This window comes from Nocardia glycosmidis (assembly GCF_052545115.1).
In genome coordinates, this window is the sequence record NZ_JBQWRH010000019.1 from 82,268 (window position 1) to 103,010 (window position 20,743).

Genomic DNA, 20,743 nt, shown 5'->3' on the forward strand with positions numbered 1-20,743 from the left:
GAGCCAGTGGGCCAGCGATCGAGGTACGCTACTGCTCCGCGACCGAGCCGCTCGAGCCCGGCACCGAAGTGATACCGGGAGAACACGTCTCGGCCCGCACGGTCAGTCGTCCAGCGTGGAAGTCGTCGAGGACGGCGTGAACCACCTCGCGAGCATCGGCGCGATTCGAACCGATACTGCCGGAGGGGCCGCGCCGGATCCAGCCGGAGGCGTAGACCCCGGTTACCTCCAGGCCGTCCGTGTCCACCACTCGTCCTGACTCGGAGGGTACGACGCAACGGCGCTCGTCCCAGGGCAGACCGGGCACCGCGGTTCCAGCGAACCCGGCGGCGTTCAGCACCAGCGAACAGTCCATGTCCACGGTGCGCGTCGAGGCCTTGGCCACCACACGGCCGTCCTCGACGGTCTCGAGGTCGTTGCAAACCAGGTGCACCCCGGTGACCCGGTCGGCGCCGTGCAGTCGCTGGGGGGACACCGCGAACACCAGGTCTACCCGGCGCCCGCCGCCCGGGACCGTGAGTGCCAGCTGCCGCATCAGGTCCAGCCGGTGCGCCGTCAGGGCGTCGTCTGCGGGGCGTTCGTCGAGGTGCTCGGGCCGGCAGTGGACCTCTATCCCCGGCGTGCTGCGCAGGCCCATCAGCTCCGGGGTGGTGAATGCGGCCTCGCGCGGGCCGCGGCGACCCAGTACGGTCACCCGCCGAATGCCGCTGCCACGCAGTGCCTCCAACGCGTGCGCAGCGATGTCGGTGGCGGCCAGTCGGTCGGGATCGGTGAGGAGGATACGAGCGACATCCAGGGCGACGTTGCCGTTGCCGATCACCACGGCGTGCTCACCGGACAGATCCACCGGTAGGTCGCGGGCGTCGGGGTGATCGTTGTACCAGGCGACGAACTCGCCGGCAGTCAGCGAACCGGTCAGGTCCTCCCCCTCGATGCCGAGCCGGCGGGTGTGCATCGCCCCGACCGTCACCAGCACCGCGTGGAACTGCTGACGAAGGTCGTCCGGGCTGACGTCCCGCCCCACCTCCACGCCGGTGTGCAGGGTGACGTTGCTGCGCCGCAGCACGCCCGCCAGAGTGTCCACCATGCTGCGGGTGCTGGGGTGATCCGGAGCGACGCCGTAGCGGGCCAGTCCTCCGGTGTGCTCGAGCCGCTCGAAGACCTCGACCTCCACCGGCACCCGAGCCTGTCCGAGGAGCTCCTTCACCGCGTACAAGCCGGTTGGTCCGGCCCCCACCACCGCCACCCGCAGCGTTTCCTCGGGTGCCTGCGGTCGGGTGACCGCGGGGGTGCGGGGCGGCGTACGCTCGTACTCCTGGTGGGCAGGGTCGGCGTACCACAGCGCGTTGACGTCGACAAACACCTCCTCGGCCGGGGAGAGCTCGTCGTCCGGCAGGATCGCGTCGATCGGGCAGGCGTCCACGCAGGCACCGCAGTCGATACACGAGTCGGGATCGATGTAGAGCATCTCCGCAGTCGGATACTCCGGCTCGTCCGGGGTGGGGTGGATGCAGTTCATCGGGCAGATCGACACGCAGGAGGCGTCGCTGCAGCAGTGCTGGAGGATCACGTGGGTCATGGCGCTGGCGCTCCGGGCCGGTTCGGGTGGTACTGGGTCAGTCAGATGTCGAGGACGAGCCGGTCGGCGGCGCAGCGCGAGACGCAGATCATCATCGTCTCGCCCGAGTTCTGCTCCTCAACGGTGAGCACCGAGTCGCGGTGGTCGGGCACACCCTCCACTACCGTGGTCTCGCAGGTGCCGCACATGCCGGCTCGGCACGACGAGAGCAGCCGACGACCGGTGGCCTCGACGGCGTGCAGGATGCTCTGGTCGCCCTGCACCCGCACGGTTTCGCCGGAGCGGACCAGCACCACGTCGAACGCGTGGTCAGCCGCAGGGTCGGCGGCGTCGGCGCCGAATCGCTCGGTGCGCAGTGTGATCATGGGACGGCCCAACGCCGCCTCCCGGATCGCTCGGAGCAGTGGTGCAGGACCGCAGCAGTGCACCGCGGTACCGGGTGCCGCTGCGGCGACGAGTCCGGCGACGTCGATCAGCCCGTCGGTGTCCTGCGGCACCAAGGTGACCCGGTCGCCGTGCCCGGCGAGCTCGTCCGTGAAGGCCATCTCGGTGGTGCTCCGGGCCCCGTAGACCAGACGCCAGGGGCGGCCGGCGGCCTGGGCCTCGGCCACCATCGGCAGGATCGGGGTGATCCCCACCCCGCCGGCCACGAACAGGTGCTCGGCAGCGGGATCGAGGGGGAACTGGTTGCGCGGTCCACGGATCCGCAGCCGGTCCCCCTCGGCCACCAGGTCGTGCATGTGGTGCGACCCGCTGGGGGTGCGCGGTTGCTCCTCGCGAAGCACCGCGATACGCCACCGAAACCTGTCCCCAGGGTCCCCGCACAGGGAGTACTGCCGGGCGAGTTTCTCGCCCATCAGTACGTCGATGTGTGCACCGGGCTGCCATTCGGGCAGTATGTGGCCGCCTGCCTCGGCCAGTTCGAAGGCCACGATACGGTCAGCCACACGTACCCGACGCTGCACGACGACCTCGGCCTCGTACTCGCGCATCACCCGACGCACGGTGGTTGGCGACGTGACAGTTCTGACGGCGGTCATGGTTCTTGTTCTCCGAGGTGATGGGAAGTACGGATAGCCAGGGGCTGAGTCGGAGGAAGTGCCGGGATGCGCTCAACGAGGGCGCATCCCGGAGGAGTGTGGCCCGGGGCGGTCGACCCGGGACCCGGGTCACCAGGTGAGTTCCAGTTCGGAGAGCCCGAAGATCTTGGACTCGGGCTTGACCCAGGCGTCCTTCTTCACGAGGGCCAACGTCGGGATTCGCCTGAGCAGGGTCTCGATCACGACCTGCAGCTCGATCCGGGCCAGCGGTGCGCCCAGGCACGAATGGATGCCGTGCCCGAAGGCCAGGTGACCACGTGAGTCGTTGTGGATGTTGAAGTTGTCGGGGTCCGAGAAGACCCGGTCGTCCCGGTTGGCGGCGTCCGTCGCCACCATCACCAGGGCGCCCTTGTCCACCAGCTGGCCGTTGAGGTCCATCGGCTCAAGCGTGGTGCGGGGCAGATTGCCGATGATGTCGAGGTAACGTAGCAGCTCTTCGACAGCCTGCGGGATCAGATCGGGGTCGCGACGGAGTTCCTCCCACTGCTCGGGGTGGCTGAGCAGTGTGTAGACGCTGAGCGAGATCATATTGCCGGTGGTCTCGTGGCCCGCCATCAGCAGCAGTGTGGCCATGCCGGCCACCTCGGGCACGGTGATCGTGCCGACCCGGGCTTGATGTACCAGCAGACTGATCAAGTCGTCGCCCGGGTCCTCCTTCTTCGCCGAAGCAAGCTCGGCGAGGTAGGTCATCACCGCCCCGATCGCCTGACCGATCTCCTCCGGCGTCCGGGTGGTGTCGAGGACCTTGCGGGTCTCCTCCTGGAACCAGTCGTGCTGGTCGTAGGGCACACCCAGCAGCTCGCAGATCACCAGCGACGGCAGCGGGAGGGCCAGCTGGTCGACCAGGTCGGCCGGCTTCTCGCCGGCCAGGATCTCGTCGACCAGTTGGTCGGTGATCCGCTGCACGGTGGGCCGCATGGCCTCCATCCGCCGCGGGGTGAACTCCTTGGCCAGGGTCTTGCGGAGCACGGTGTGTTCAGGCGGGTCCATGGCCAGGAAGAAGCCCGGCAGGCCGCCCTCGCCGCCCTCCGCACCGGAGTCGCCGCGGGACAGGTCGGGCACGTTCCGCACGCTGCACCGCGAGTCGGCGAGCACTTTGCGCACATCATCGAAACCGGTGACCAACCAGGCCGGTGCGCCCTTGAAGATGACCGGGGTGGGGGCCCCGTCGTTCGGGACGTTCTGGTAATCCTCGGCGACGGAGAACGGGCAGCGACGGACGAAGGGGAACGAGGGGGCGTCCACGTGCGACTCGGCGGTGCTCTGGGTCGGTGTTGGGGTCATCTCTGCTTCTCTCTGCTCATGGTGTCGACCCCTGGGCCGGACCCCGGTGGTCAGGAAGGTGGAGGGGTCAGAAGTACTGGGCGCCACCGTCGACGCTGATGTGCTCGGCGGTGATGAAGCCGGCGTCGTCGGAGGCCAGGAAGAGCACGGTGCTGGAGATTTCGTCGGCCTCCGCGGAGAAGCGGGGCAGGAACGGGGTGCCCATGTTCATAAGAGCCGGGTTGGTGCCGGCCGCCTGCTCCAGGGCGTCGATCATGTCGCCGGAACCCATCGGAGTGTTGACGTTGCCCGGGTGCACGCTGTTCACCCGGATGTTGTGCTTGCCGAGCTCGGCGGCGAAGGCCCGGGTCATGCCGGTGACGGCGTGCTTGCTGGCGGTGTAGCCGACCATGAACGGCTGGACCTTCTTACCGGCGTAGGAGCTGATCAGGATCACGGACCCGCCGCCGCGGGTGACCAGGTGCGGGGCGCCGGCGATGACCGTGTTCCAGACTCCGGTGACGTTGGTGTCCATGTGCGCGGCGAAGATCTCCGGCGGCGTCTCGTCCCAGGTGGAGGGGATGCAGACACCGGCGTTGGCGACGACGATGTCAAGCCCGCCGAACTCGGCGACACCGGCGTCCACGACCTGTTTGAGCCGGGCTGAATCGCGCACGTCGCCCCGCTCGGCGATGATCCGGCCGCCTGCCGCCTCGACCAGTCGCACGGTCTCCTCGAGGTCGGCCGGGGTAGGCGAGTCGTAGGGAACGCTGGGGATCGGACCGGCCAGGTCGATACCGATGATCGCAGCACCCTCACCGGCCAGACGCACCGCGTGTGCGCGGCCCTGGCCACGCGCCACCCCGGTGACGAATGCGACTTTCCCCTGCAGACGTCCTGCTGCTGACATGAAAACTCCTCTGGCGCTTGATGAGTTCGATCGGAGGAGTCCTCCGGAGTGCGGTGGCCCGTCGAGACACACCGCACGCTTGTGACTACCCTCACATTCAGTGAGACTAGAATGAAGATTTCCAAATGTCCACATTCAAACAGGCTTTGCCCTCAAGAGAGCCATAGGCGAAATTCACTCTCAGGCGGCGCCACGGACGACTTCCGGGCTCAGACCTCCCAGGACAGAACGGTGGCGGGGCATTCCTCGTGGCGCCACCGGGCTGCACGAGTCCGGGCAGCCGAGCGGGGCCACGGACGAAACGCGACCGCGCGGAACGGCACGCCAAACGGTGCGCCACGGGACCTCGAGTTCGGCAGCTGATCGGGCTTGCCTCGGACGGGGCCGCCCGGACTCTCGTCCCTCGACTTGCTCGCCGGGTCGGTCAGGTCGCGGATGCGATGGGGTTGCCCTGCTGGCGGATGGACGGGGGACGGTGTCGCCGCGTATCACCAGTGATCCGGGCCGACGGTGTCGCCGGGGTCGATGGAGGCGGCGGGCAGGGCGACGCAGCGTGGTCCGAAGGTTGCGCCCGGCACCGAGGAGCACGGTGTCCGTGCTCATGATGCAATCGCCGATAGTGGGACTGGGGACCCGGAAATTCAGTCGCGATCATCGGGGCCGTCTGCTGCTCGAGTCCCGTCGGTGCCGCTCCTCCCGATGCCCAGCTTCGTGCGAGGCGCGAACTTGACGGGCAGTGCGAGCAGGCCGCGATTCATCGGGAAACTTGCTCCCACCGCGACTTCGCCGTCGACCTCGTAGTCAGGAATGCGGTCGAGCACCCGCTCGAGCGCGATGCACATCTCGAGGCGGGCCAGGTGCTCGCCCAGGCACCGGTGAATGCCGTGTCCAAAGCTGAGGTGCGGCTGTCCATTCCGGTCGATGTCGAAGACATTGGGGTCGTCGAATTGTGTCGCGTCAAGGTTGGCTGCTCCGAAGAAGAGGCCGACCTTCGTCCCCGGCGCGACGGTCACTCCGCCCACCTCGATGGGACGCGTCGCAGTGCGGCCCATCATCGTGACCGGTGACTCGAGACGAAGGGCCTCCTTCACTGTCTGCGGAATCAGCGAATGGTCTTCGAGCAGACGCCTCTTGACCTCGGGATGCGTGCCTACCAGCCACAGTAGGCTGGCGATCCCGTTGACCGTGGTCTCCTGCCCGGCAATCACGAGGGTGGTCACCAGCGAGAGCGCCTCCTGATGAGTCAGTCTCCTGCCTCCGAGCTCCGCGCGCACAATGAAGCCGAGCGTGCCCGGGTAGTCCGGATCCGCTTCCGCAGCGGAGACGAGGTCTTCGATGAAGGCACTGAAGCGCAGGCGAACTTTATAAGCCTCCTCCGTCGCGCCCGCGGCGGCGAAATTGAGTTCGTTGGTCAGCCGCACCATGTCGGCCGAGCGGCCAGGGGCGCCGAGTATCTCGGCGATGAGCACGCTAGGAATCCGCTCGGCGACTTCGCGCAGGTCACCCTTGCCTGTCTCGATGAACTCGTCGATCGCTTCATCGGCAATCTCCGCGATGCGCTCCGACCACTGCTTGACCCGGCCAGGCTGAAACTCGGGCTGCAACAGCCGCCGGTAGTCGCGGTGCTCGGGATCATCGCTTTCGGTGGGGAGAGCGCGATTCACGCCAAGGGCGGGGATGGTCGCGCCCTGAGCGGAGCACAGCCCTGCATCGTCGCTCGCCGCCTGCCGCACTTCGTCATAGCCGATGACCGCCACGTATTCGCCGAGATCGCCGGCCTCGAATACCGGGCCGTAGTGTGCGCGTGCTTTCGCATAGGCATCTGCCGCGTCGAAGGTGGAGTTGATTTCTTTGAGATTGAACGGGCATTTGTTCATAGCAGTACAGACCAATCTAATAGCGGGTCGAGAATCGGCCTGCGTTCTCCACAAACGCGCGGCCGGCTTACGGAAGTCGTCAGTACGTTCCAGACTGAACAGTTGCATCATTTCGTCGAGCTGGCGGGCGAGCGGAACCCACTGCTTGCGGGTCACCCGGACGCCGTCCCGCGCCGCGAGCGCAGGCACTCCATCTGCCGCCGTAGGGTGCGCGGAGCCAGCCTGAAGTACCCGAAACGGGTGCTCCACGCGGGTCGGTCGAGTCGCCACCTTTCACTGGCCCGGCCGATATTTGTTGCTCGCCCTCGAGGCCGAAGTCACAAGATTTCACATTTCTCCACGGTCTCCTCATAGCGGCGACGTCAGGTCCTGCGAGGAGTCAAAGTTCTCAACTCTCTCCGGGCACCTCATCGACCCGAGTAATCGCCCTCGCGCTTGTCCATGAATGCACGGACGGCCTCCGCGTGGTCGTCGGTCATCTGGCAGAAAGCCAGCGCGAGGGCCTCGAACTCGGCAGCGACGGTTTGGTTCGCGTTCGACCAGCTGCGCAGCATGCGCTTGGTGACCGACAGCGAGACCGGCGGCTTCGCCGCCAGCAACCGGGCCAGCGCCCGTACGTCGTCCATGAACACCTCGGCCGGAGACACTTTCGTGAACAAGCCCCATTCCAACGCTTCCCGAGCCTCCAGACGACGACCGGTCAGGAGCAGGTCCATCGCACGTCCCAAACCGACGTACTGCGGAAGCAACTGGGTGGAGAACCAGTCGGGTGACATGCCACGGTCCGCAAACGGCGTGACCAGGAACGCGTTCTCGCTGGCGACCCGCAGATCGCACATCAGCGACAGCTGAACTCCCGCGCCGGCAGCGGCTCCGTTCACGGCCGCTACGATCGGCTTCTGGAACGCGAGGATCCGCTCGGCCACTCGCGCACCGCGAGTAACGTAATAGCTACGGATTCCCGTGATCGAACGCCCTTCGTCCGCGCGGCGCTTGTGGCCGCTGATGTCACCGCCGGCACAGAACGCAGGTCCCGCGCCGGTGAGGATCACGACCCGGACATCGGCCTCGCCCTCGGCCTCCTCGAGGCTGCTGGTCAGGCCGTCGAGAACTTCGTCACTCAACGCATTCCGTCGGGCGGGGCGGTTTATGGTGAGGGTTCGGACGTGCCCGTCGTCTTCGACGACCACTGCCGGTTCGATGTCGGCCATCAGCTTCCTTTCTTCCACAGCGGACGGGAGATCGGCACCGTCAACCGGGTCCTGTCCGTCAGAACATCGCCGACCTGCGCGAGGTGCGCGGACGCGGGGTCGTGAGGGCGTTCGCCCACATCCAGATCGCGAATTCCCTGAGCGCCTCCGTCGCCCGCATCCCGGCGAACGCGAGCAGCCTGCTCGCCGCAAGTTTCGCGGCACGCCCAGCCGCTGCTCGTCAGCATTCGCTCCCAGCGGTTCTGCTCGGCGACGTAGTCGTCATAACCCGTGCACCTATCCAGCCAGTCCGGGTCTACGTTCTCCTCGAGCCAGGCCCCCAGCCGCTTCGCGAAGGCGAGATCCTCCTCGGAGATATCGAGATCCATCAGCTCACCTCGCCGTCGGTTCCGGCAGCCTGAGTTCGGAGATACGGAACACCTCGTCGTCGGGCCAGCGCCGGCCGGCCGGGAAAGTCGCGGCGCCAGGCGACTGGTCGGCCTTGCTCGACTCGCGGGAACTGTCGATGACCACCTTGCGGACGCTGATCCGCCATTCGCCGTCGATCTTGTCCAGGCGATCGATGTAGCGACCGATCATCGTGCCGATTCGCACCTCTGCGCGCTTACGCGCGAACCGCTCGAAGTTCATCAGGAAGTACGTTTCCGCGAAGGCCGTCGTGCCCTCGATATCGATCAGGCTCTGGCCGAGTGCGTGGTGAGCCATCAGATTGTCCGGCGAGTTCCGTCCGGGAAGCGCCGCGAACTCCGGGCCCGAGCCGACGAAAGCGCCGTGGTAGTCGATGGATTCCTCGTGGTATGCCGCGCGCAGCACCTCCGGCGCGACCCTGTCGACGCCGCGCGAGGCCACAGCGAGCACATCGCGGATCGCCTGCTTGTCCAGAAGCTCGCGCAAACGGCCGATCTCCTCGGGCGTCAGTTCCTCGGTCACCGTTCCTCCTTGTGACATCTCTGGCACCTGTTAAAGGTCTTTCGCGATGGACCGGCGCAGAATCTCCGACGTACCGGCATAGATACGCAGCACGCGGTTGGCCGCGTAGATGCGCGAGATCGGCGTCTCGTCCATGAAGCCCATGCCGCCGAACAGTTGCAGGCAGCCGTCGATCACCCGGCTCGAAGCCTCGGACAGGAAGAGCTTGCACATCGCGCTCTCGGACGCCGTGGCGATGCCGGAGCGGGCCTTGCGCACCTGCTCGTACAGGAACGCCCGGCCCACCGAGATCTCGGTCTTCATGGACGCGAGCTGGAACTGAGTGTTCTGGAAGTCGACGATGGCTTTCCCGAAGGCGTGGCGCTGGCGGGCGTAATCCAGGGTGAGGTCGAACGCGAGTTCGGCCTGGCCGAGCGCGCGGGCGCCGACTTGAATGCGGTCCTCGGCGAGCGTTGCGATCAGCTGGCGCATCGCACCGCCCTCCGCGCCGAGCAGGTTGCCCGCCGGAACCCGGACATGGTCGAAGTGCAGCTCCGCGGTGTTGCCGCCGGGAAAGCCCATCGTCGCGAGCTTTCGCCTGGTGACTCCGTCCGAACGGAGATCCATCAGGAACAGGCTGAGACCGCGGCCCCTGGCCTCTTTATCGGTCTTCGCCACGACATAGCAGATATCGGCGATATCGCCGTTGGTGATGAAGATCTTGCCGCCGTTGATGACGTACTCGTCGCCGTCGCGCACCGCGGTGGTCCTGATCGCGACCACGTCGCTACCGGCCTCGGCCTCGGAGATTCCGGTGCTCTGAATGATTTCACCCGACATGATCCCCGGCGCCCACCGCGCGATCAGCTCGTCGGAACCGCCGGCCACCAACAGCCCCGTCGCCAGGTCTGTGGTGAACGAACTTCCCAGCGTTGCGTAGGCGAGCGATCGAGCCAGCTCGTAGGACAGGATTACGCTCAGCAAGGGGCCACCGCCGGCGCCGCCGAACCGCTCGGGGACCGATACTCCGAGGATCCCGGCGGCCCCCGCACGCTTCCACAGATCGTGCCGTGCTGCCGAGTCGGTGCCGATCTCGTCGTATCCGGGCTCGACCTCGCGCCGAAGAAAGGCGCGGATCGTTTCCCCGTAGGCCAGCTCCTCATCGCTGAAGGGCTGGTGGTAGAGCAGCTCGGGCTGCTGCACCTCGTCGTGCTCGGTGGGCATCAGTTGCGTTCTCCTTGATTGTTGCTGCTAGCGCACGGCTCCCGACCGGTACGCCTGGTCGATCTCGTCGTCGGAATAGCCGAGTTCGGTGAGGATCTCTCTGGTGTGCGCACCGATCCGGTGCGCTCCCTCGAGGCCGTGCAGGGACGGCTGTGATCGGGAAAAGGTCACGAGCGGACCGGTGACGCTGGAAACCGTGCCGTACGTGGCGTCGTCCCGGTCGACCAGGAGTCCTGCCTTGCGCGCGGCGCTGTCAGCGGCCAACACAGCCAGCCCGTCGCGTCGGCACTCCGCAGCCCAGACACCGCGGGCGGCCAGCGCCTCGACGAGGTTCGCGGCGCTCAGCCCGGACACCCTATCGGCGATTGCGCTCACCGCCGACTCGTCCCAATCCGCGCGAAGACCGAGTTCGCCGTGCAGGCCGACAGCCTCCGCGAGGCGCTGTGCCGCCTCCTCACCGCGTGCCGACACCGCCACCCAGCCATCGCGCACCGGGTAGATGCGTTCTGCCGCATGGAAACCCAGCTGTTCGCGGTCGAGCGTCGGTGACGCCAGAAAGGCGCCGTCCGGTGTCCGCACGAGATCGGAAACCATGAACAACGCGGCGTCGAGCAGGCTTGTCCAGAGGTCGAGCAACTGTCCGGTCTCTCGCCGCTCGTAATAGGCCATCAGAACGGCCATCGCCCCGAAGGCCCCGCTGACGAAGTCGATGTAGGGAAGCCGGTACCACTGTGGCACGTTCCCCGTGCCGCCCCCACGCACTTCCAAACCGGTGAGCGCCTGGACGACCATGTCGAAGGCCGGGTCCAGGGCCATCGGCCCGGTCGGGCCGAAGCCGGTGGTATTGAGGGTGATCAAATCAGGATTGGACCGGCGCAACGTCGCCGGGTCCAGTCCCATCCGCTCCGCGACACCGGGCCGGAAGTTGTAGTTGACCGCGTCGAATCCCCGCACGAGCCTGCCCACGACGTCGCGTCCCAGCGCACTCTTGGCATCCAGCGCGATCGTGCGTTTTCCAGCGCAGAGGATCAGGAACGTCCGCGGAAGCGCCCGCAGCGGCTCCCCGCCGAGTGCCTCGATCTTGACCGCCGTCGCCCCGAGATCCGACAGCAGTTTGGAGACGTACGGACCGGCGAAGAACGCACCGGCGTCGAGGATCCGCAGCCCGGCCAACGGGGGCCCGGTCGGGTCGATCGCGGGCCGGGCTCCGGGCGTCCCCGAGTGGGCCTGGCCGACCATGAGGGGCACGCCCGCCGTCCGGTATCCGTCGTGTTCGACGAGCATGTCACTGACCTGAGCCTGCTTATGGGACCAGATCTCGCCGGGCTGGAGGACGGGGGCGACGGGGATACCCTCTCGCACACAATTCGCGATCACCTGCTCCCGGGTGAGCCTCTTGACGTACGGCGCGTACAACTCCATGTCGCCGAAGTATTTGCCCGGTCCCGCACCGGCTTTCGGCAATCCCCTGTCCGCCGGGTCCGCCTCGAGGTCGATGCCCAGTGCCCGATACAGCTTCACGATCGCCTGCGGGACGCCGAGAACCATCTGGACGTAGGTTCCATCGGCGCATTCGAAGACGAGGTGGTTGGCGTCCTTGGGGGCGATCTTGTCGAACTCGGCATCCGCTTCGGCCGCTGCCATCCAGAACGGCGCCATGAACATACCGGCGCCTTGTTGCAGCGTCGCGGTCACGACCTGGCCCGCACCGCTGTTCTGCCGTTCGACCAACGCGGCCCACACGCCGAGCATGCCCATCAGCACCTGGCCGTAGGTCGGGAACGGCACCCCGAAAGCGATAGGGCGCTCGGTGTAATGCTCCCAGCTCATCCCGGTGGACGCTTGGACCAGCAGATCGACCGCGGGGCCGGACACCGCGGAACCCTCGACGTAACCGGTCAGATGCAGCACCACCAGCCTCGGGTGCCGCGCCGCCAGTTCCGCGGCCACCCACTCGTGCACCAAGCCAGGAAAGTCCTCACCGCCGACGATGCATAGATCGGCGCCAGAGAGCAGGTCCCGAAGATGCTCGGGCCGGGCCTGCTGTTCGAGTGATCGCCAGTATCGGTAGGCCGGGTAGACATTCTCGAACGGGTCGTCCGCCGGATCGCCGATCCGATGCACCGTGGCGCCCAGCTCGGCGAAGTGCTTACCCACCAGCGCGGCGGACATTCCGTAGCCGAGGTTGACCACCTCGAGCGCGCCCACACCTGCCAACTTCCGCAAAACCGCCACCTCACTCCGCACAGACAGGACGGGACTGCCGGACGACGAAGCGGACCTCCGCGGCTCCGGCCCCGGAACGTGTGTGTGACAGGGCATGCGCCAGGCCGGACACCTCGGCGAACGTCAACGAGGCCTGTGCGTCGAGCACGCCCACAGTGATGCCCACCCGAGGGCGTGAGCGGTGACCCACTCGCCCCGCCGCGTCGTGTACTCGTCCAGCCATCCAAGCTCCCAGACACCCCCAAGATAACGATATACCGTTAAATTACACGACTTGTCGTTGTTTCAAAAGGTTTTCGGCCTTATCGGCGACTACTCGAAGATCCGGCGGGAACCTCGCGGCGAAGCCCGGTCGGTCAGGCTCTGACCGTGCCTGGTAATTGGCCAGGGAAGGCGGCGGGCCACGCAGCCGACAAGCGTCCATGGAGGCTGTATCGCGGGAGCTCATGGAGATGCTGGACGCGCAGCGTACGTAATTTCGTAACCATCAACGGCAAGTCGTGCAATCAGCGCTAAACGCCCGGCTCGCACATCGCCGCGGAATCGGGCACGTGTCGGGCAGTGACCCGATCGACACCTTCGTGCGGTTCGGATCCATGATTCAGCCGAAGCCGATGCCACTCGACGCTCGTCCGAGAAGGCGCCGACCACGACTCGAGAGGCACGAGCCGCGGCCCTTCTCGCGTGCGGAGTTAGATCGGCAGCGTGATCGAGTGGGCGTGCGTGAACGCCTCGAGCCCGGCACGATTGGCGCCGCCTCGGCCCATGCCGCTGTCCTTCACTCCGCCCCACGGCGCCCGGCCGTCGATGGCCGCGCCGCCGTGAGCGTTGATCCAGCTCATCCCGGCCTCGATCCGCCGCGCCAAGGACAACGCGCGGTCGATGTCCTTGGACCACACCGAGGCCCCGAGTCCCAGTTCGCTGTTGTTGGCCCGGGCCACCGCCTCATCGACACCGGAGTAACCGAGGATGGGCAGGACGGGTCCGAACTGTTCCTCCCTGACCAGCGGGGCCGCCTCGGACAGGCCGGTCACGAGCGCGGGCTGCGCGAAATGCCCCTCGGCGGGATCCGACCTCAACGTCCCGAAGGTGTGCACCTCGGCGCCCTCGCTCCGCGAAGCGGCAAGCAGGCGTTCGATCCGCGCGCGACCCGCGGCGGTATGCATCGGGCCCAGCTGAACCGCCGGATCGAGGCCGTCTCCCACACTCCAGGACGACAGGATGCTCCCAACCCCCTGCAGCGCCTCGTCCACCCGGGCTTCGGGAACATACAGACGCTTGATCGCGATACACGCCTGGCCTCCCATGGCGAAGGCGCCGGCGACGATGCGCTCGAAGACGGACTCGTCCTCGAAGGCGTCATCGAGCATGATCGCCGCGTCGTTGCCCCCCAGTTCCAGCGTGAGCCCCGTCAGCTTCGGAGCGCCCTCCGAGGCGACGATCTTGCCGACGCCTGTGCTACCGGTGAAGTGCACATGCCGAACCAGCGGGTGCTCCACCAATGCCTGAGCAACCTTCGTCTCATCGGACGTGATGAGTGAGAGCACACCCGGCGGAAGGCCGGCCGCGAGCTTGCCGAAGACCGAGAGCGCCGCCAGCGGCGCGGTCACCGGAACGTGAACCACGACGCTGTTGCCGGCCACCAGAGCGGGCGTCACAGAGACGACGGCCATCGAGACCGGGACGTTCCACGGCGAGATGATGCCGACGACGCCGACCGGGTCGCGGAAGACGAGCGTGCGATTCGCACCGGCCCGCCCGAGGTCCTCGCCGTTGTCCAGCCAGTCGAGATGCTGCTCGAGAAAGGCGACCGGGAACGAGAGGTACTTCAGCTCACGCGTGGACTCCGACAGCACCTTTCCCTGCTCCCTCGTCAGGAGCACGTCCAGGCCTTCGACATCCACGTTCTGCAGGGCGCGCGCCACCAGCTCGAAACGCTCCCGCACGGGAACAGCCGCCCATCCCCGCTGTACCTCGTGCGCCGCGGTCACGATTGTGTCGATGTGCCCCGGCCGGATACGCGGCAGCGTGCCGACGACCTCATTGGTGCGAGCGGGGTTATGCACCTCGATGACACCATTCGCTTCGAATGCCGTCGGGGTGACCAGGCCCATCTCGATCACATTCATCTCTTCCATCACACTTCCGCCCTGCCCGATGCTGTGTTGCGGCCGCCCTGGGAGGGTAAGAGCAACCGCGATATATCGTAAACATCATCGAACATTCGGGTGATCGATACGACAGAAATCAACGGATGCAGTATTCGGGACCCCGTGGTCGGCCGAAGCCGCCGCGAAGATTCAGCGAATGACGGTTGGCTCCGGCGAGGACGATTCCACGCGCGGGTCCACAACGTGGCACACGCCGTCGGCGGCCAGTTCATCGATCCGTGCCCGGTCATAACCGAGTTCGGATAGCACCCCACACGTGTCGGACCCGCTCACCGGGGCCGGTGTGAAACCGTCTCGACGCGGCGGCCGATCCTCGAACAGGACTGGCGGGCCGAAGCAACCCCACACACGGCCATACCGGGGGTCGTAGGTCTCGGCGACGAGCCCGGCATCCCAAGCCGCACGCATGCCGGACAGCCGCACAACCGGATCCCGCTCACACCGCACCGCCGGGACTCGATGCCGTTCCAGGGACGCGAGAGCCTCGGCGGTGTTCATCGAGCGGAACCGCCCGGCGATCCTTTCCCTACTGCTCTGGTCCCATGCTTCCCGGGGGCCCAGGTCCGTCAGGTTCAGCGCTTCGGCAAGAGCCCGCGCCTCTGGGGCATCGGGTGCCCATACGGCGATCCAGCCGTCGAGAGTCCGGTAGAGAGACTCGGCCGGATGGAAGCCGGTACGGTCCGCAGCCAGCAGTGGGGCGCCGGTGACTGTACCGTCCGGATCTCGAACGACCCCCGCGGCGAAGAACAGGGCCGTACCCAGCAAGCTGTTCTTCACTTCCGCCGCGCCGCCGCCGGCGGCACGCTCGTACAGCGCCACCAATATCGCCACCGCGCCGAGTGCGCCGGTGCCGTAGTCGATGAAGGGCGACCGGTACCAGAGCGGGTCGTTGCCGACTCCACCGGCGCGCACTTCGTGCCCGGCGAGCGCCTGCATGACCATGTCGAACCCGGGTTGGCCGGCCTGTGGTCCGGTCTCCCCGAACGCCGTCGTGTGCAGGTGGACGAGGTCGGGGTAGTCGGTGCGCAAAGTAGCGGCGTCGAGACCGAGCCGCTCCGCCGCACCGGGCCGGAAATTGTGCAGGAAAACGTCCGCGTCGCTGAGTAGATCGCCGAGGACGGCCCGCCCCTCGGCGGCCTTGAGGTCGATCCGGACGCTGCGCTTGCCGCGGGTGCAGACCCATACGTTCCGCGCACCGGTCAAGTTGGCGATCCCGGTAGGTGGCTCCACTTGGATGACGTCGGCACCCAGATCGGACAGCAACCGGGAAGCGAAGGGTCCGGCGACGAAATTTCCGATGTCCACCACTCGGATCCCGCGCAGCGGGCCTTCGCCAGGACCCCGGTTCCGGGTCGGCGCGGGGCGACCGGTATCGAGTGCCTTCAACTCGAGTACGTTGCCGACGAAACGCCGTCCCGAACCATCTTCGCGCAGGTAGCCGGTGGCGGCGACCTGTTCGTCGTCGAAGCACGCACCTGGTTCGAGAACCGGTGCCGCGGGCAGCCCGGCCGCACCAAGCCGGTCGAGAATTTCCCGCTGCGGAATGGCGGCGAAGAATGGCTCCAGCAGCATGCGATCGGCGAAGAAGTTGCCGGGGCCGCGCGACGGATCGGGCGCACCCGGATCGCCCGGGTCCACCTCGATGGGGACGCCCAGCAGTCGGTAGAGCGCGGCCAGCGCGCCGGGCGCCCCGAGCACGATCTGAACGAACCCACCGTCAGCGCAGCGGAAGATCAAGTGCCGCACGTCTTTCGGTGGGACTCGATCGAACACCGGGTCGGGCCGCTGCGTCGTGAGAAGCAGGTGCGGCCACATCAGCGTCATCCCTCGCTGCAGGGAGGTCCGCACGAGGCAGCCCTGCCCGGTGGCCGTCCGTTCGAGAAGAGCGGCCCAGAGCCCGAGCAGTCCGGAGAATGCCGCGCCGAAAGTCCCGGGGGAAAAGGCGAGCTGGGTGGGCCGGTCGCCGAACTGCTCGAAACACATCCCGTTACGGGCTTGGACGAGTAGTTCCGCCGCCGGAACCTCGGGCCCGTCGTGGACCTCCTCGGCGACGATGTCCAGTACCACGAGTTTCGGGAATCGGTCGCGCAGCATCTCGGCGGTCAGGCCGCGTGCCGCGGCCTCCCCGGACGGACCGCAGACGCAGATATCCGACTCCGCGAGTACCGACTCCACGTCGGCGGATCCGCATGCGGTCCACGGGGCGGTCGACGTGCGCAACGCGGGGGCCTGGGCCGCGAGACTGTCGCCCGGCCACATCACACGGGTAACTCGGACGCCGAGCTCACCGAGGACCTTGGCCACAATGGCCGCCGGCAGCCCCGAACCCAGGTCCACGGCGCGCAGGCGACTGATCCGCGGACTGGTCATGCTGTTCATCCCGCCGGCCTCATCTCCGTATGCGGCTCCCGCCGCCGCGTCCAACCGTGCACCCAAATCGGCGACAGCTGCCCGACCCGGCCAACTCCGAAGCCTCGTTATGTCGGAATACTAAACAGTATTTCGTAGATAACCAAGTGCTTGGCACCGCGCATCATTCGGTGTCAGCCGTCGCCGAACACGCTCGCGTGCACATCGAGAAGACCCACGCGAAGTTCGTCCATCTCGGCCGCGATCCGCTCACTGGGGCCGATAATGCCTAACCCGACAGCGTGACCGCCCACCCGTCCCGAGACCGCGAGCGAACTGACTCCGACCGTGCCCTCGTCGACCGAGCCGTACCATCCGAGCTCGCGCTGAGTCCGCACCTGTTCCTCGACCTCTCGCGGATCGACCTTGGTGTACGGCGTCCGGGGACTCAGCGCCTGCAGCCGCAAGGTGCGGGCCATATCGTCGTCCTCGAGCGCCCCGAGCAGCGCTTTTCCGATGGCCGTTGCATGGATCGTGAAGGTGTCGCCGATGTCGATGACGTACCGCAGTCGGTGCCTGCCCTCGGAAACGGCGACGACCTTGATCCGCGCACTGTCGATCACCGCGCAGACGGCGGTTTCACCCGACCGCTGGGCCAGCAGACTCGTCGCCTCGACACCGAAGGCCGTGAACAGCCCCTGCTCGCCGATCGTATTCGCGATCGCCAGCAGCCGGCCGGTCGGGTAGAACCGCCGCGTCGTGACCGTCCGGCTGACATAGCCGAGGTCGCGCAGGGTGTTGAGCAGATCGGAGGAGCTGCTCTCCGGCAGGTCCAGCAGCCTGGCGACCTCGGATTTCGTCAATTCCCGACGCTCCCTGGCGAAAATCTCGAACAGCGCCATGGTGCGTGCGGCCGCCGGGACCGGAATGCCGCTGGAGGGCGTGGCGCCACGCGCCGCACGCGTGGCCCGGCCCGCGGATCCGTTGGACGCCACTCTCGCCATAATTCCTTCCCGGTCACCTGTTCGTCATGTGACGCTATTCCACGCAATATCGTAGCTAGCAACGCCATGTCGTGCATTTTCCAGGGTATCTCGCCGACGAATCCCTTCGGGCTCCACGCCTAGCCGAGAGTCGTGTAGTCGACTCGGAGGTCACTCGCCCCGCTGTACCCCCACGAACCGAGTTCGGCCCCGAGTCCGGAGGACTTCACACCCACGAACGGCTGGTTGGGGTACTGCCCGGCCCCGTGGCAATTGACCCAGACCATGCCGGAGTACATGCGAGCGGCGACCCACTCGGCGCGCGGCACATCGGCTCCCCAGACGGAGCCGCCCAGACCGAATTCGGTCCCGTTGGCCTGCGCCAGGGCCTCGTCCAGATCGCGGTAGGCGATCAACGGCATGACCGGGCCGAACTGCTCCTCGTCCACCACGCGCATGCCGGGCGCGCAGCCCTTCAGGATGGTCGGCTCGATGAAATAGCCTGGGCCGGGCAGCCGCCTGCCACCGCTGACGATGGTGGCGCCCTGTGCGACGGCGTCCTCGATGAGTCCGGTGACCTTGTCGTACTGCGCCTTGTTCTGGAGCGGACCCATGGTGACGTTCGCCTGGGCACCCGGCCCCAACTCCACTTTCGCCGCCAGCTCGGCGAAACTCGCGGCGATCTCGTCCACCCTGCCTTGCGGGACGAAGATCCGCTTCGCGCAGATACACAACTGCCCGGCGTTGTCGAACGTGGCTGTGAACAGTCGCTCACTCATCGCCGCTGTGTCGAAGTCGTCCAGCAGAATCGCGGCGTCGTTGCCGCCGAGTTCCAGCGTGATCCTCTTGAAGTCTTTCGCACCGGCCGCATAGACCTTCGCCCCGGTCGCGATCGATCCGGTCATGCTGATCTTGCGGATCTCGGGGCGAGTGGTGAGCTTGGGCCCCAGGGCGTCGGTGCCGGTCAGTATCTGCAGGACGCCCGGAGGGAACACCTCCCGCAGCAGTTCACCGACGCGCAGCGTGGATAGCGGGGTGTACGGCGAGGGCTTGACGATGATCGGGTTGCCGGCCGCGATGGCCGGAGCGATCTTCGCGAAAGCCAGCAGCAATGGGATGTTCCAGGCGGTGATCCCCAGGGTCGGGCCGATGGGCTGCGCGCTCACCCGCCCCCTCGTCGTCGTACCGTCGCCCAGCTGGACCTGCGCCGGTTCGAACCCGGCATAGAACTGGACGAAAGCGGCCGAGGCCAGCACCTCACCGACCGCATCTCCGAAAGGCTTGCCCTGCTCGGCCACAAGAATTCCGGCGAGGTCCTCCACATTGGCCGAGAGGATCCGCGCGGCTGTGCCGAGCGCTTCCCCGACTCGAGCCCGGTCCCGGAGCCATGTCCCCCGGTGGGCGGCGACGGCGGCCGCCATGGCCTCTTCGATCTGGGCGTCCGTGCACTCGGGAGCCCGGCCTGCCACATCCTCCGTGGCCGGGTTGATCACGTCGAAGAATGCGGTGTTGTCAGCAGGCTTGCCGTTGATTGTCTGGGTGAAGCTGGGGCGGATCATCGTTTCGGTCTTTCCGGTGACGGGATGCGGATCAGCGCGGGAAGCGGATGACGGGCTTGATGGTGGAACCAGCGGCGGAGTCGGCGAACGCCTGGTTGATGTCTTCCAGGTCGTAGAATTCGATGAGCCGGTCGACGGGGAATTGCCCCTTCTTGTGCAGATCGACGAGCAAGGGCACCATTTCGCCCGGGATCGCATCACCCATCACCGCGCCATAGACGTACGCGCCCAATGGGATCGCCGCGACGTCGAGGCCCACCCCGTCCTGCCGGTGGGAGGCGATTAGACCGAGACGGCCGCCGCGGCGCAGGGTTTCGACGCCGACTTTGCATATCGTGCTGAGCCCGGTGGTGTCGATCGCACAGTCGACACCCTGGTTCGCTTCGGTGATTTCGCGGATCCGATCTGCCAGCTCCGCGTCCTTACCGTTGATGGTGTGGGTGGCGCCGAGCTCCTCGGCCAGTTCGAGCCGTTGATCATTGATGTCCACTGCGATGATCGGGTCGCAGCCCATCACCTTGGCCATCATGAGGGCCCCGTATCCCACCCCGCCGGCGCCGTAGACGACAAAGGAGTCACCCTCGTCGGGCTTCAGAATATTGCGCACGCTGCTCGCCCCGGTGAGCAGTCCGCAGCCGAGCGGGCCCGCGATGTCGAGGTCCACGTCCTCATCCAGCTTCACCACGTTGCTTCGGTGACCGAGCGCATGGGTGGCGAACGACGACTGAGCGAAGAAGTGCCCGCTGAGCGGCTCGTCGCCGTCGAACAGGGTGGGTGAACCATCGAGACGGACGCCGAAGAAGTTGTACGAATTGAAGTCGTCGCAGTAGGCGGGGTGGCGTTGCACGCACTTGCGGCACCGGCCGCAGGAGCCGAAGGAGAGAACAACCTTGTCACCAGGCTTTACGTGGTCGACGTCCGCTCCGACGGCTTCGACGACGCCGGCACCCTCGTGGCCGAGAACCGCAGGGAAGGGGGGCGGGAACTCCGGGCTTTCGAGCACCGTGGCATCGGTGTGGCACACACCCACTGCCCGCATCCGGACCAGGACCTCGTCCGGCCGGGGATCGTCCAGGCGAAGTTCCCGGATTTCGAGCGGGGCGTTCTTGGTCACCGCAACCGCGGCTTGAATGATCGGCATGAAGACTTCCTTGTCGTCACTCGGCCGGCCCACTCCGGGCCTCTGACCGATTCGAGCGCCGGACACGGCGCGAAATATTGTCGATTTCTCATTGCGGCAGCCTGGGTGACCTGCGCCACACTCACGAGATATCGAACTATACAACGAAAAATCGTCATAGAAGTAAGTTTTTCCGTGAGATCGAAGGACATGCAATGCATCAGCATTACAAGGCGAGAATCACTCAAAGACAAGGCTTGTC

At 66.7% G+C, this 20,743-nt stretch carries 15 protein-coding genes; all 15 read right to left on the reverse strand.

Annotated elements, in window-relative coordinates; all coding sequences use genetic code 11:
* Positions 1–28: 28 nt before the first annotated feature.
* A complete protein-coding gene (locus ACT86A_RS22390; RefSeq protein ID WP_445094150.1) occupies positions 29–1,579 on the reverse strand; it encodes a 4Fe-4S binding protein in 1,551 nt (516 codons plus the stop codon).
* 41 nt (positions 1,580–1,620) lie between these two features.
* Positions 1,621–2,619, reverse strand: a complete 999-nt coding sequence (locus tag ACT86A_RS22395; protein WP_445094151.1) for a PDR/VanB family oxidoreductase — start codon at positions 2,617–2,619, stop codon at positions 1,621–1,623.
* A gap of 129 nt (positions 2,620–2,748) precedes the next feature.
* On the reverse strand, positions 2,749–3,963 hold the full coding sequence (locus ACT86A_RS22400; protein ID WP_445094152.1) for a cytochrome P450: 1,215 nt from the start codon (positions 3,961–3,963) through the stop codon (positions 2,749–2,751).
* Positions 3,964–4,030: 67 nt separating this feature from the next.
* Positions 4,031–4,852, reverse strand: a complete 822-nt coding sequence (locus ACT86A_RS22405; protein ID WP_445094153.1) for a mycofactocin-coupled SDR family oxidoreductase — start codon at positions 4,850–4,852, stop codon at positions 4,031–4,033.
* 641 nt (positions 4,853–5,493) lie between these two features.
* A complete protein-coding gene (locus ACT86A_RS22410; RefSeq protein ID WP_445094154.1) occupies positions 5,494–6,885 on the reverse strand; it encodes a cytochrome P450 in 1,392 nt (463 codons plus the stop codon).
* Between the two features lie 251 nt (positions 6,886–7,136).
* Positions 7,137–7,940: an enoyl-CoA hydratase/isomerase family protein gene (locus ACT86A_RS22415; RefSeq protein ID WP_445094155.1), complete on the reverse strand. Its 804-nt coding sequence runs from the start codon at positions 7,938–7,940 to the stop codon at positions 7,137–7,139.
* Positions 7,940–8,308 (reverse strand): carbon-nitrogen hydrolase family protein, encoded by a 369-nt coding sequence (locus ACT86A_RS22420; protein WP_445094156.1) that lies wholly within the window; start codon positions 8,306–8,308, stop codon positions 7,940–7,942. Before ACT86A_RS22420 ends, ACT86A_RS22415 begins: the two co-directional genes overlap by 1 nt.
* A gap of 4 nt (positions 8,309–8,312) precedes the next feature.
* Positions 8,313–8,870, reverse strand: coding sequence for a nuclear transport factor 2 family protein (locus tag ACT86A_RS22425; protein WP_445094157.1), 558 nt, complete (start codon positions 8,868–8,870; stop codon positions 8,313–8,315).
* Between the two features lie 30 nt (positions 8,871–8,900).
* Complete coding sequence (locus ACT86A_RS22430; RefSeq protein ID WP_445094158.1) at positions 8,901–10,073, reverse strand: acyl-CoA dehydrogenase family protein; 1,173 nt, start codon at positions 10,071–10,073, stop codon at positions 8,901–8,903.
* A gap of 27 nt (positions 10,074–10,100) precedes the next feature.
* Positions 10,101–12,299, reverse strand: a complete 2,199-nt coding sequence (locus ACT86A_RS22435; RefSeq protein ID WP_445094159.1) for a CaiB/BaiF CoA-transferase family protein — start codon at positions 12,297–12,299, stop codon at positions 10,101–10,103.
* A 692-nt stretch (positions 12,300–12,991) separates the two neighbouring features.
* Positions 12,992–14,437 carry an aldehyde dehydrogenase family protein gene (locus ACT86A_RS22440; protein ID WP_445094160.1) on the reverse strand — a complete coding sequence of 482 codons (1,446 nt, stop codon included), beginning with the start codon at positions 14,435–14,437 and terminating at the stop codon, positions 12,992–12,994.
* Positions 14,438–14,599: 162 nt separating this feature from the next.
* On the reverse strand, positions 14,600–16,840 hold the full coding sequence (locus ACT86A_RS22445; RefSeq protein ID WP_445094161.1) for a CoA transferase: 2,241 nt from the start codon (positions 16,838–16,840) through the stop codon (positions 14,600–14,602).
* A gap of 173 nt (positions 16,841–17,013) precedes the next feature.
* The gene (locus ACT86A_RS22450) at positions 17,014–17,814 is read right to left on the reverse strand and encodes an IclR family transcriptional regulator (RefSeq protein WP_445094162.1); all 801 of its coding nucleotides are present in this window, start codon (positions 17,812–17,814) and stop codon (positions 17,014–17,016) included.
* Positions 17,815–17,942: 128 nt separating this feature from the next.
* On the reverse strand, positions 17,943–19,361 hold the full coding sequence (locus ACT86A_RS22455) for an aldehyde dehydrogenase family protein (RefSeq protein WP_445094163.1): 1,419 nt from the start codon (positions 19,359–19,361) through the stop codon (positions 17,943–17,945).
* Positions 19,362–19,392: 31 nt separating this feature from the next.
* Positions 19,393–20,502, reverse strand: coding sequence for an NAD(P)-dependent alcohol dehydrogenase (locus ACT86A_RS22460; RefSeq protein ID WP_445094164.1), 1,110 nt, complete (start codon positions 20,500–20,502; stop codon positions 19,393–19,395).
* Positions 20,503–20,743: the final 241 nt, after the last annotated feature.

Bases quoted from the DNA above. Each gene is read 5' to 3' on its own strand.
- ACT86A_RS22390 (WP_445094150.1), bottom strand. From the start codon at position 1,579: ATGACCCACGTGATCCTCCAGCACTGCTGCAGCGACGCCTCCTGCGTG.
- ACT86A_RS22395 (WP_445094151.1), bottom strand. From the start codon at position 2,619: ATGACCGCCGTCAGAACTGTCACGTCGCCAACCACCGTGCGTCGGGTG.
- ACT86A_RS22400 (WP_445094152.1), bottom strand. From the start codon at position 3,963: ATGACCCCAACACCGACCCAGAGCACCGCCGAGTCGCACGTGGACGCC.
- ACT86A_RS22405 (WP_445094153.1), bottom strand. From the start codon at position 4,852: ATGTCAGCAGCAGGACGTCTGCAGGGGAAAGTCGCATTCGTCACCGGG.
- ACT86A_RS22415 (WP_445094155.1), bottom strand. From the start codon at position 7,940: ATGGCCGACATCGAACCGGCAGTGGTCGTCGAAGACGACGGGCACGTC.
- ACT86A_RS22420 (WP_445094156.1), bottom strand. From the start codon at position 8,308: ATGGATCTCGATATCTCCGAGGAGGATCTCGCCTTCGCGAAGCGGCTG.
- ACT86A_RS22430 (WP_445094158.1), bottom strand. From the start codon at position 10,073: ATGCCCACCGAGCACGACGAGGTGCAGCAGCCCGAGCTGCTCTACCAC.
- ACT86A_RS22440 (WP_445094160.1), bottom strand. From the start codon at position 14,437: ATGGAAGAGATGAATGTGATCGAGATGGGCCTGGTCACCCCGACGGCA.
- ACT86A_RS22445 (WP_445094161.1), bottom strand. From the start codon at position 16,840: ATGACCAGTCCGCGGATCAGTCGCCTGCGCGCCGTGGACCTGGGTTCG.
- ACT86A_RS22455 (WP_445094163.1), bottom strand. From the start codon at position 19,361: ATGATCCGCCCCAGCTTCACCCAGACAATCAACGGCAAGCCTGCTGAC.
- ACT86A_RS22460 (WP_445094164.1), bottom strand. From the start codon at position 20,502: ATGCCGATCATTCAAGCCGCGGTTGCGGTGACCAAGAACGCCCCGCTC.